The sequence below is a fragment of the Burkholderia sp. THE68 genome (assembly GCF_009938265.1).
In the GTDB taxonomy this organism is placed as follows: Bacteria; Pseudomonadota; Gammaproteobacteria; order Burkholderiales; family Burkholderiaceae; genus Caballeronia.
In genome coordinates, this window is sequence record NZ_AP022316.1 from 1,417,860 (window position 1) to 1,429,938 (window position 12,079).

9 protein-coding genes and 1 pseudogene are annotated in these 12,079 nt (G+C 57.8%); 3 read left to right on the forward strand and 7 right to left on the reverse strand.

Features of this window, described 5'->3' with window-relative positions:
* Positions 1-46: 46 nt before the first annotated feature.
* From BTHE68_RS20125 to mdlC, 3 genes are read right to left on the reverse strand one after another with little or no spacing between them, the layout of a single operon-like run.
* Entirely contained in the window at positions 47-1,126 is a 1,080-nt protein-coding gene (locus BTHE68_RS20125; RefSeq protein WP_162067988.1) for an enolase C-terminal domain-like protein, read from the reverse strand.
* A 12-nt stretch (positions 1,127-1,138) separates the two neighbouring features.
* Positions 1,139-2,311, reverse strand: a complete 1,173-nt coding sequence (locus BTHE68_RS20130) for an alpha-hydroxy-acid oxidizing protein (RefSeq protein WP_162067989.1) — start codon at positions 2,309-2,311, stop codon at positions 1,139-1,141.
* 19 nt (positions 2,312-2,330) lie between these two features.
* On the reverse strand, positions 2,331-3,908 hold the full coding sequence (gene mdlC / locus BTHE68_RS20135; protein ID WP_162067990.1) for a benzoylformate decarboxylase: 1,578 nt from the start codon (positions 3,906-3,908) through the stop codon (positions 2,331-2,333).
* Between the two features lie 105 nt (positions 3,909-4,013).
* Here mdlC and BTHE68_RS20140 point away from each other — a divergent pair, with 105 nt between their 5' ends.
* From BTHE68_RS20140 to BTHE68_RS20150, 3 genes are all read left to right on the forward strand, one after another.
* Positions 4,014-4,907, forward strand: coding sequence for a LysR family transcriptional regulator (locus BTHE68_RS20140; RefSeq protein ID WP_162067991.1), 894 nt, complete (start codon positions 4,014-4,016; stop codon positions 4,905-4,907).
* 172 nt (positions 4,908-5,079) lie between these two features.
* On the forward strand, positions 5,080-5,694 hold the full coding sequence (locus BTHE68_RS20145) for a class I SAM-dependent methyltransferase (RefSeq protein WP_162067992.1): 615 nt from the start codon (positions 5,080-5,082) through the stop codon (positions 5,692-5,694).
* An 846-nt stretch (positions 5,695-6,540) separates the two neighbouring features.
* Positions 6,541-7,119: a hypothetical protein gene (locus BTHE68_RS20150; RefSeq protein WP_232077974.1), complete on the forward strand. Its 579-nt coding sequence runs from the start codon at positions 6,541-6,543 to the stop codon at positions 7,117-7,119.
* Between the two features lie 4 nt (positions 7,120-7,123).
* On the opposite strand, the pseudogene BTHE68_RS36890 reads toward BTHE68_RS20150, so the two are convergent.
* From BTHE68_RS36890 to BTHE68_RS20165, 4 genes and pseudogenes are all read right to left on the reverse strand, one after another.
* A pseudogene (locus BTHE68_RS36890) lies at positions 7,124-7,333 on the reverse strand (hypothetical protein); the annotation flags it as partial.
* A gap of 270 nt (positions 7,334-7,603) precedes the next feature.
* Complete coding sequence (locus BTHE68_RS20155) at positions 7,604-9,328, reverse strand: hypothetical protein (RefSeq protein ID WP_162067993.1); 1,725 nt, start codon at positions 9,326-9,328, stop codon at positions 7,604-7,606.
* 8 nt (positions 9,329-9,336) lie between these two features.
* Positions 9,337-10,482, reverse strand: a complete 1,146-nt coding sequence (locus tag BTHE68_RS20160; RefSeq protein WP_162067994.1) for a dsDNA nuclease domain-containing protein — start codon at positions 10,480-10,482, stop codon at positions 9,337-9,339.
* 261 nt (positions 10,483-10,743) lie between these two features.
* Entirely contained in the window at positions 10,744-12,024 is a 1,281-nt protein-coding gene (locus BTHE68_RS20165) for an RES family NAD+ phosphorylase (protein ID WP_162067995.1), read from the reverse strand.
* Positions 12,025-12,079: the final 55 nt, after the last annotated feature.

Consider the following 12,079-nt stretch of genomic DNA (forward strand, 5'->3'; position numbering starts at 1 on the left):
ACTAATAAATGAAAATTTATTTTGGTCCGGAAAGGTGGTGCTCTTTTTAAAACAAGAAACGACTTACGGCGTCCTCGTTCCAGCGGATTCCAGCGCCGGCCTCGTTGCCAAAGTGGGCCTCGCCATCTTTGAAATGAAGGTCCGGCTGGAGAACGGGCCCCGCCATGTCCATCTTTTCGAGCAAATGGGCGGTTGGGCTCACCGCGAGAACGTGCGCGCTAAATTCCTGGAAGATGTGGCTCGACATCGGCAAGCTACGTTGTTCTGCGATGGCACTCGCTTTCATCCATCCTGTCACGCCACCGATTTTCATGAGGTCCGGCATGCAGAAGTCGCATGCGCCGCTGTCGACCGCTTTTTGCATCTCGTCCGGGCCGAACCAGTTTTCACCCATTTGAACCGGAATCTTCAGTACTTCGCGGATTGACGCGTGGCCTGCATAATCTTGCTGAAGCGTTGGCTCTTCAATCCACGCAATCCCTTCAGCTTCCAACGCTCGGCCGCGACGCTTCGCCTCTGGCACCGACAGGCCCTGGTTGTAGTCGACCATCAACTGCGCCGCGTCACCTGTCACTTCTTTCAGCGCACGCACGACTTTCAAGTCGTACTCGAGCGTCGCGTAGCCGATTTTGGTCTTGACGGCCTTGAAGCCAGCTTCCACGGCGTCACGGGCGCGCTTTGTGCCCAGTTCCAGGTCGTCCATGCTGTGGCTGTCGTATGAAGGCAGCGGCCGTGCTTTACCGCCGAGCAATTCCACGAGTGGCAAGCGGTGGGCTTTGGCCTTCGCGTCCCACACGGCCATGTCGATGCCTGCGGTGGCAATACGCACAATGCCCGTGTTGCCGATGAGGCGGAAGCGAGCATTGAAGGCACGGTCGATGTCATGAGGTGACAGCGGCATGCCCTTAATCAGCGTCTCCAACTCGTCGACCATCTGAAGCGTAGGCTTCAGTGCAAGAGGGGTGTATGTGAACACGTACGCGTGTCCGGTGACGTTCGCGTTCGTGAGCAGGTCAATCAGTACCAGCGGGGACGTAGCGACAGTGCCGACTGCCGTCTTGACCGGGTATTGAAGCGGCACGTTGACAGCGCGCGCACGCAGGCCAGTGATTTGAATATCTTCCATGACGACAACCTTCTAAGCAGAGATGGAATCAGCGGTGCTGAAGTCACCGACTTTGCACTGACCGCCGTTCCATAAGAAATCAGAGTTCAACTGGCTTGCCGATGGGCAGCCGACTTGCGCCAGCGTCGTGTCGATTTCGACCTTGAGGAGCGAGAGGACTGCGTCCACGCCGGCTTCTCCACTCGCTGCAAGCCCGTACAGCGTTGCACGTCCAAGAAGAACGGCATCTGCACCCAACGCAACTGCCTTCACCACATCCGAACCCCGACGAATGCCGCTATCAATGAAAACTGGAGCGGAAATGGCCTTCGCGGTTTCCTGCAGCACTTCAACTGGTGCGATGGCGCTATCCAGTTGTCGGCCGCCGTGATTGGACAGAATCACACCGTCTGCCCCGAGCTCGATGCAGCGGCGCGCGTCATCAGCACGGCTGATGCCCTTAATCAGCAACTTGTGAGGCCATAGGTCGCGGAGCCACTTCAGGTCATTCCACGCAAAACTCGCGTCCATCTGCCGGCTCATCAGCGCTGCTTGCAGCTCTGTGTCCTGCACATCCTGGCTTGCAAAGTTCGCCAGTTGCGGCATGCCGTGTCTAACGAGGTCCAGCGACCAACGCGGATGAAGCACGCCGTCAAGGATGGTCTTCGCCGAATACTTCATGGGCATCCCGAAGCCGTTCCTCATGTCGCGCTCGCGCTTGCCGTTCACCCCAACGTCGGTGGTCAGAATGAGCGTCGTGTAACCCGCATTCAGCGCGCGCTTGACGAGCAACTCGGCGAGCTTCCTGTGAACTACATACAACTGGAACCAGATTTCGCCGGTCGCTGCTTTTGCCACTTCTTCGATTGAAGCCGTCGAAGCGGTCGACAACGCAAACGGAATGCCGAACTTGCCAGCAGCGCGCGCGAGCGCGAGGTCGCCCTGCGGCCAGAAAATCCCGTTCAAGCCAGTCGGTGCAATAACAAGCGGCGCGCTTGCCGCCTTACCGAGGATGTTCACCTGCGTGTTGCGGGTACTGACGTCAACAAGACGGCGCGGCTGAAACTTGATTGTCTCGAAAGCATCTCGGTTGTGACGAAGACCAATTTCGTCTTCGGCTCCGCCTTCGAGATAGTCGAACACCATCTTGGGGAGGCGGGCCTTGGCGCTCGCGCGAAAATCCGCGACGTTGACAAGCTTTTTCATGACACGCTACCTCTGCGCCTTAAGCACGAGTCTCAACCTCGATAAGCACAGGCTTGTTTGCGGCAAGTGCTTGTCGAAGGGCAGAAGTGAGCGACTCAGCCGAATCTGCGTGGAGCGCCTCAACGCCGTAGCCACGTGCGAGCGCGCAGAAGTCCAGTCCAGGCACGTCCAGCCCCGGTACGTTCTCGGCCTGCAGCACGCCAGCGAACCAGCGCAACGCTCCGTAGGTGCCGTTCTTCATGATGAGGAAGATGGTCGGAATGTTGTATTGGGCCGCCGTCCACAGAGCCTGGATTCCGTAGTTCGCGGAGCCGTCGCCAATCACGCCAATCACGCGGCGCGCGGGCTTTGCCAGCTGGATGCCGACCGCTGCCGGGAGCGCGAAGCCGAGACCACCCGCAGCAGCGAAGTAATAGCTGCCTTGTTCCGTCATGCGCAGACGCTGCCAGAGTACGTTCGTCGTCGACGTCGACTCGTTCACATAGATTGCGTCACGTGGCGCCATTTCATCGAGGATGTCGAACACTCGCTCTGGAGCCAGACGTCCCGCTTCGGCAGGTGCCGGTTCCGGCCGACGAACAGCGGCGGGCATCGGGCGAGAAGTCTTCGAGACCACGTTGCTCAACGCCTCGAGAGTCGGCGCGATTTCCGCAATGATTGCGTCACCCATCGGAGCACGCGTTGCCTCGTTGATGTCACACGTAATCGCAATAAGGCGCGTGCCTTGCGGCAGGAACTCGCCAGGCTCGTATTGGTGATAGCGGAACACGGGCGCACCCACCACCAGCACCAGGTCGTGGCCATCAAGCAGTCGGCTGATGCTCGCAATGCCAGCGGGCAAAAGGCCACGGAAGCACGCATGTGTCGTGGGGAAAGAGCAGCGCGGAGCCGAAGGCGCCATCCAGACCGGCATCGCGAGTTTTTCGGCAAGCGTCACCGCAAAGCCATTGGCATCGCTGGCATCGACGTCCGGACCGACAATCAGCGCCGGGTTCTTTGCTTGGTCCAGCTCGCGAGCAAGCTTCTGGAGCACCGCAGGTGTGGGGACGCCCGCCATTTCAACGCGGCGCGTCGCGAGGTGGTCAACACCGGAAGCCGCCTCTTGTTTCCAGTCGTCATACGGGACCGACAGGTAGACCGGGCCTTTTGCGCCGGTGCCAGCAGTGTGAATCGCGCGGCTCAGCGCCAGCGGTACTTCTTGCGCGCTGGACGGCTCGGTACTCCATTTGACCAGCGGCTTCGGCAACGAAGCGGCATCGACGTTTGCCAGCAGAGCTTCGACGCCGACCATGGCGCGAACTTGCTGACCCGCCGTCACGACCAGCGGAGTGTGGGAGTTCCAGGCGTTAGCAAGTGCACCCATGGCGTTACCCGTGCCTGCGGCCGAATGCAGATTGACCAACGTCGGTCGTCCGGTCGCCTGCGCGTACCCATCTGCCATTCCGACCACGGCGCCTTCATGAAGGCCGAGGACATAGTCGAAGTCGCTCGGAAAATCTTTGAGAAACGGAAGCTCATTCGAGCCCGGATTCCCGAAGAAGGTGGTCAGGCCTTGGTTGCGGAGGATTTCGTAGCACGCTTGGTGAATAGTTTTCATGGCGTTAGTTCCGTTCGATGCACCTATGCTATGAGCGCAGAAGGAATAAGACCAATCATCTCTTTTTTGTTCTTAAAATAGATACCATCTATATAGGTGGTAACCATGAGCATCGACCTGAACCTGATTCGGACGTTCGTCGCAATCTACGAGACACAGAGCGTCAGCGGAGCAGCGAAACGCCTGAGTATTACGCAGCCGTCAGTCAGCTACTCGTTGAATCGACTGCGGGACCTCCTTCACGACCCGCTGTTCACCCGTAGTCGGGACGGCATGGTCCCAACATTCAACGCGACGCAGTTGTTCAGCTCGTTTAAAGCCGCACTGAACAGCATTGAATCGGCCATCTCAGCGACGCGACAGTTCGACCCCTCAACTTCGGAGCGCACTTTCAGACTCGCGCTTTCCGACCTGGGCGAACTATATTTTCTGCCCATCCTCGTTCGCGAGTTCCAGGCCATCGCGCCTTTCGTCGGCCTCGAAATCGTGCAGATTGACAGTAACCTCGTTGCTGAGTGGCTGCAGACCGGATATGTGGACGCCGTCGTAGGAAACCTGCAGTTTGTTGGCGGCGAGGCGAGAAAAGCGACTCTGTTCAAAGAAAGCTATTCTTGCCTCCTGAGCGCATCGCATCCGGGCATCGGCGATACCCTGACCTTAGAGCAGTTCGTGGCGGCAAATCACGTTGTGGTGGCACCTTTCACGGGCCATCATCTCGTCGAAGATGTGCTCAGCGAGATGGGCCTGAAACGAAGGATTGTCCTCCGGGTTCCCCACTTCACCAGCCTCTTTTCCTCGATTGCAACGACAGACTTGGTGCTCGCGCTGCCAACGCGAGTCGCCCGAGCATTCGCAAGCGAAGGACGCATGAAGGTCCTACCGCTTCCGTTCCAAATACAGCCCTTCGAGGTGAATTTGTACTGGTACCCGCACGCCGAGGACTCGGGCGCTCAGCAGTGGTTCTGCGACACCGTAAGGGGTGCATTGAGTGACGTGTGAACCAGGGGAAGCCCACCTGAACAACAAGCCGTGTTCAAGGGCGAAACGGAACGAACGAGGGTCATTGCAGTCCCACACGCGACGCCGACGACTGTCTCGTCAACGAAGTAGCCTCGAGTCTTCCTAGAAGTCGAACTGAAGCGTTGAGTTACCGCTAAGAGCCGGAACTGATATGTCGAGCAATGTCGTAGGAGCTGAAGGCTACGCTGAAAATGCCGCTCAAATGATTGAACGCTGGGAAAACATGTCATTCTCCGACCTTCATGGCGACGTGGCACACCTGTTCCCAAAAATGCCCTCGCTTATTCTCGACCTCGGAGCCGGCAGCGGCAGAGACGCGGCAGCGCTAGCCGAGATGGGCCATAGCGTTGTCGCGGTCGAGCCCGTGGATGAGCTTCGCAACTTCGGCTCAACGCGCCATAGGTCGAGCCGAATCGAGTGGGTCGACGACAGTCTTCCGGACCTCAACGTTGTGCGTTCGATGAACCTGGCGTTCGACGTGGCCATGCTGACCGCCGTATGGATGCACCTCGACGCTTCAGAGCGGATACACGCGATGCGCCACCTGAGTTCACTTTTACTTGCCGGAGGACATGCCCTGATGACGATACGGCATGGCCTGGTCCCCGCGGGACGTCACATGTTCGAGGTAACAGACGAGGAAACGGTGCAGCTAGCTGCAGATTGCGGCCTACGTTGTGTGTACAGCGAAACGACCGGTTCCATCCAAGAGTCGAATCGAAACCAAGGCGTCACATGGACGCGTCTCGCATTCAGACGCAACTGAAACCGGGACAGCGGCAACGTACGATGACTACCATCCTTTGCCCACGCATAGCCCATACTTGTTTCTTCTTTTGATTGAGCATTTCGCTCCGTGTACATGCTTTGTTTTTCGAGTGCCCCTTGGTGAAGTAGAGCCCCGCCTTATCCTAAGCTGGGCCTTCAGACACGTTCCAAAACATCGTGAGATGCCCCTCGGAGCCAGCGTCGCCCGTCAGCCGTTCGTCTCAGGGCGCTAACTTCGCCACCCTGTCCGGTGTCTCAAGACTATCCCACAGTACCGGTTGTCCCGCGACCGCTGCCGTTGATGTCCGACCAGTCGCGCGGCTCACCGCGGAACGGTCAGCGATATGTATGCCGCGGAACAGGGGTGATGATTTCGCATTGGAAGCGCGCGCTCGGAAACCTGGCCGCGGCCGTAGGAGATTTGGCTGCAAACAAATTCAGGCAAACCTGAGGCGAACTGCGAGGAGATGAACACTGAAGAGGCTTGCTGCACTATAAGGAAGCAAACAGCGAGATTTTGCTTCCTTATAAGGAAGCAAACACGCGTCGGTATGAGCAGGCTTCGGCTAGAGGCCGTGGCCCTGTACGATAGCGCCCCCAAACATCGTTGCGGTTTGGCTACGACCTCGACAAACGACCCGTCATCGACCTCCTCGATGTGTAACGTCGGCACGCCCACCGCCTGACGGATTCCCAGTGGTACCCGGCCAATTCCCACCGGGAAAGCCATTCGCCGACCGGCCGCCGCGTGCGCCCGATTTGCCCCCCTGGACGAGCCCTTTGATGGGCATGCCAATCGAGACTCAGACAACGATACTCCTACTCATGACGAGCTACCTGCTCCATGTCGGATTTCCCGAGCCGAGTTGGTAATATCGAAGGCGATGTATCAACCAACGGAACAATCAAGCGTCGCTCCATGGACCTCTTTTATTACTGGCAAAAGCTCGAAACCAACCTCAAGAACCGTGAGGTCGGGTATTTTGGTTCCAACAACATGAAGCTCTCAGAACAGTTGGAACGTTCGCCAGGGCGAATCTGGGTGTTCAAAACGCCGAAGGGCATGAAGGGCTCAATCCAGCTCGTTGGGTCGCTCAAGGTCTGCGATGAGCCGCTCGTTGCAATCAAAACTGACTACCCACACCTGATTTACTACGACCCGTTCTCGCCCGAGTCGGTCATCTACACAGACTCCAATACGCCCGAACGAATCGCCCAAGTCTCAGGGCTCTTCCAGTACCGATTTCACTCAGCGTTCAGCGCTAACTTTCAAGGAGATGCGGGAATACAGCCACTTGAAGCCAATGTGTTGCGGGGCCTGGAGACAATCGTGGCGGGATGGTCTACGGTCCAGTTGCTCGAGCGGGTCAAGGAGCCCGAGAAGGTCTACCCCATCAACCCATTCGCTCAGCAAAGCCGGTAGCTGCTCAACAAAAATTTCGACTGACGGTCGTCATGCCGCTGAGCAGATACGACATATGGACAAGCCGTTGGCGACCAGGTGGTGGACCTCGCCCTCGCATTGCCATGTTCCGTACACCGCGAACAGCGATGCGCCCAGCGCTACCTGCCGAAATATCTTGAGCAAGTGACGGCCAGATGATGACGTTCGCGTTACCCGTCTCGCCTTCGATGGAAGCATCGGGATTTCTCGGCGTCTTCGATACCGAGGAAGAAGAGCAGGACGCCGGTCTATCGTGGGCGAAAGCGTAGTTGATTCGCACGGTTACCACTGAAATCATCCTCGACGACCAGGACAAGCGTCCCGCTACAACTACCGTAGCAAGGGTCGTAAGCCGAGTTACTCATCCCCGCTAGTTAAGGCTAGGCCCATCATGCGAGACACTGGGTGAGTTGTCTCGAAGCATCGCGTGCGGGCCCACCAATCGACGCGCAGAGTGGCCTACTCAAGACTCGTGTTTTGTCGACGCCTGTTGCTGGATGCGCTCTCGTACCGCGCCCAACATTGGTCGAATGGTCAGAGCTACCTTGTTGAATTGGTCGCTACGCAGAAGGCCCTGCTGCGTTTCGAACGTCTGCACGTCGAATCCATCGACAATCGCCTCGGCCGGCAGTCGCTCCATCGCGATGAAAAGCTGCTGCCTTTCGCCGATATGGTCTGCGGCGATATTGAACATCCGCCCGAGGTTCGGGTCATCTTGGCCGGACTGCTGCAATGTGTCGATGATGACGGGGAGCAATGGTAGGTCACCCTTCTCGAAGTTGCACGCTACCAGTGCGAGATGCACCGCGAGAATGGCGCGGCGTCCCGAGCTACCACCTGCCTTCGGACGCTTCCCAATCCCGGTGTCTTCGATGCGTTCGGATGTGGGAATATTGAGCAGGTCAGAAAGGCGTCGCAGCTCGGCGCTGTAGAACTTGCTCACATCAGCTTTGCGATGCTTGTCGTCATAGCGCTTCACCGCGACGTCAGCTGCCGCCTGCTCCTTCCTCAACGCAGCGACTTCGGTACCGAGGGTCGATTCGACCTTCGAGAATGCTTCGTCGAGCGTGCGCTTGCTATGAGCGCTCAGCACCTCATCCAGCCGGGTACGCGAGCGGCCGGAAGACAATGCCTGCTCGTACTTCTCGACGTGGCGTTCAATGTTGCGAAGCGTCTGACGTAACTCCGACTCCTTCAACTTGCACGCATCCAGGTTGTCGCTTAATTGCGCGACGAGCTCGTTCATTTCCTCAAGGTCCTGCCCGAGGGACAGCCGCGCGTGGAACGAAGTGGTGTGCAGAACACCGCAAGTCGGGCACTCAATCTTGGTGTCGTCGGGTACTGCGCTCAGGTACTCGAAGTCTCCTCCGAGGTCATGCTGCGCAGCGGTTGCCAGCTTCAGCTTGGACTCGAGGCTCTGGCGCTCGCCCGTAACCACAATGAGGCGCTCGCGTGCCTTCATCTGTTCAGCCTGCGCCGCCTGCGCAGACTTTGCCAGCTCGACAAGTTCGGCCCGAAACGCGCTTATATCGAGCGAGGGTGTTGCTTTGGGAAGCGATTCGCGAACCCGCAGGAATGCCTCCTTCTGCGCGGCGAGGTCAGCTTCCTTCGTGCGAAAGCGCCGGTCAATCTCTTCCTTCTTCTGCTTTGCTATCAAATAGGCGCTCGGACGCGAACCGGTCAACGTTGCGAACACGGGCTCTTTCCAGCGTGAAAACTGGCCAAGGTTGTCGTAGGTCGTCCAGTCGGCGCCCCAGCTGCCATCCTGGTCAACGTAGAACGGCAACGACATATAGTCCAACCCAGCCTGGCCGTATGCGGCACCGCCTGGCCGCGGCAGTTTCAGATGGAAGCCGAAAAGCTTCGCCGTTCGTTCAACCCATTCGCTGTTTCTGTCGGTCGCGAATAGCAGGCGCTTCTGGGACGAGAACAATCCCATCGCACGTCCCTTGCGCAGGGCGAAGTACGTTTCTTCCGCGAAGGAGAACTCGAGCAAGCCAACCGTAGCCGGGTCCCAGTTGCCGGAGACCAGCGACTGCGGTTCGCACCCGAGGCTCCAGTAAAGGCTCTTGCAGATGCGTGACTTGCCGGTGTGGTTAGGTCCCAGCAGGAGAGTCTTTTGCCCGAAGCTCAGCTCGCGCCCGCGCTTGTCTCTTTCGGATGCTAGCCAGAGCTTCTTGAAGGTCACGAGCCGGGTCACTTTTTAACCTCTTGTTGCGCACCAGGCGCAGCAGTGAATATAAGGATGTCGGTTGCATTTTTGATAATAAGAAGCGCGAGACAATGAAGGTATCCCAAGGTATAGCTGCCGCATAGTTCCGGGCTGGCTTTCTCAGCGTCGTAGACTATCGCTTCCATCTGTTCGCCTAGCAACCGGAAGCGTCTTTGCGCCTGCTTGAACGTGTCGCGCGCTCTCGCCAACGCAATGCATACAGCGCGGAGTTCGATGTTTGTCCGGTCCGTCAGGTCGGCGCATACGCGAACCAGCTCAAACTTCACATCTTCAAGAATTTCGTAGTCGTGCACTTCGGCGTCGAGTCGCGTGAAGCAATCCTTTAGGACGTCGTGGCTGCTGTCCTGTTTGAAGTTCTCGACCTGCACCAGAATGTCTGCAACCTGGCTACGTGAAACACCACGCTTTTTGAGCTGGGTGAACGTCTTCGCGTAGCTGTTCTTGCTTCCCACCTTGGCAAACTCGTTGGCCACCATCCTGGCGCCGAGAACCGGTCGTTTCATCTGGAACGGGAGTTTCTTCTTTTCTGCGAGCTCATCCAGCGTTCCGGCGACGAAACGATGAGGTTCGTCGAGCGGCAGCCCAGTCCGAATCAGGCGGAAATCGTCGAGGACGACGGTATCCTCATCAACGTCGAGTTCCTTCGCGAGCGCGGACCGAAGTGTCGCCAGTTCGCTGTCGCACAGGTCCATGAGATTGGCGTCATGCGTCATGCGTGGCGTTTCACCCTCCTCAAGAGGAAGTTTGAACCCGACGTTCGACGCAAACCACAGGACGGTTGGATGTGGATGGAAACTGTGTCGACGCAAGACCAGCTTGGCCATGGTGGACATCGTCTTTTCGCCGGACTTCTTCGTGCCGGTAGCGAGCAGGTCGCGCAAGGTCCAGATTCCGGACTGCTCGTTCTTTTTGACCTGATGGAATTCGGCTCGTGAGGGCTCCTCCGGCGAATCAACGATGGCTACGTCTTCCTTGAACTCGAGGATAATAAGGTAGTCGTCCATTACGCCGAGGCGCTCGATGGCCAAGAGCGCCGCGTACCAATGCTGGTACGTGAAGCCCAAACTGGCATTGACGCCGGTCTTCTCGTCGCTCGCGAGGTCCCTCATGAGGGACACCAAGTCGGGACCCGTATTTGAGCGTCCCGAACTTATGCCCGTTTGCCTCAGAGCACGGCCATGCCCCGACGCGCGAGTTTGCCGTCTCACACGTATATCCTTTCGCAGATACTTGATTATGTGACTTTTTGAATGATGCTCATCTGTCCGGGGAGACTAACATATGGTGATTAACCTGTCGCCTTGCTCGGAGCAAATTTACACACTTACGACCAGCAGGAATGGGCCGCCTGGCGCCCTCCGGCGGCACAATCAGAATTGGCCGTTAAAGGGGTCGTCCCCGGCGATTGGCCAACGCTCGTTGACTTCGCGTATCGGAATGACTTCATCCGAATCGGGGGCGCGATAAAAGTGCTGTCGCTCGTGAGAGTACGCAACCGACTGGGTTCTGTACAGGCGCACGTCACCGTCTGCGAGTGAAAGCGGGAGGTCCTGTGGCTCGCCAGCATCGTTGACCATTGCGTTCGGAAACAAGACAACGTTCGTTCCGCCGTGCTGCTGCGCCGACTGAAACATGATTCCGTCGAACGCCGGCTTCGTGACGTGCGAGAGAAACTCCGCCATCGTCTGCGTGATGAGGTAGTCAGATTCGCGACCAGGCGTAATCGGCTGCGCAATCAACGTGTGCAGCAGGCTGAGAAACTGCCGCCGCGCGGTTTCCGCCCGAAAATCAGGCCGGAAGAAGCTTAGGTTCTTGCTTGAGCGAGCACTATCGAGCGGGACAAAATCCAGGACTCGCAGTTTCCTTGTGGTCTTCAGCTCAATCGGAGCGATGTCACTTCCGATGGCGGGGCCCATCTCAGCCAGGCAGGTTTTTGCCTTCAGTGAGCCGTAGAACACTGAAACGCCTTCGGCATTCATTCGACCCGCACGTGCATCTGCGGCCGGAGGCGGCCCGATGTGCTTCAACGGGTCCGCGAGCATCTCTTTGAACTCGGATGCACTGCTTACTACTCGAGCGCGATACAGGCAGGTCCCCGCACTCAGCCGACGAACTACCGGAGTCCGGCGCTTGCCTGGCACATATAGGTCTTCTACGCCCTCGAAAAGCTGCGCGAAGAACAGTCGGGCTTTCTCGCTAAAGAATCGCCTGCGATGCTTGACATCGGCGAGCGTTTCCTTCCACCTTTCGTGGTAATCGCCGGGGAGATACTGGACGCGCTCATAGCTCTGCATGTCGTCCCAGAAAGGTCCATCTCCATCCCTTGGGTTATAGTCATCGGCTCCGACGATGGCGTCCACAATTTCGTCTTCGAAGTTGTAATGCTTGCCAAGAAACTCTTGAACCCAACCCGAAAGACTGTCTCCGAGTTGGCGATAGTAAAGTTCTCCGTCGGCGTCGATGTCGCGGACTGAATCGCCGACGCGAAGGCAGTCGCGCATAATGGGCTCTAGGATTTTGCCGAGCCGCCCAACGGTGATGCCCTCGCGTTGTTCTTCGCAAGCGCGGCATTCGTCGACGGCGCCCTCACGACGGACCAACTCGCGGAGGTGCTCATCGATAAAACAGTCGTAGCAGATGTGGTCAGGCAACGCATTTCCCCGGGATTCTCATGGATACCACGGCGTATGGTAAGCGCAGCATCAT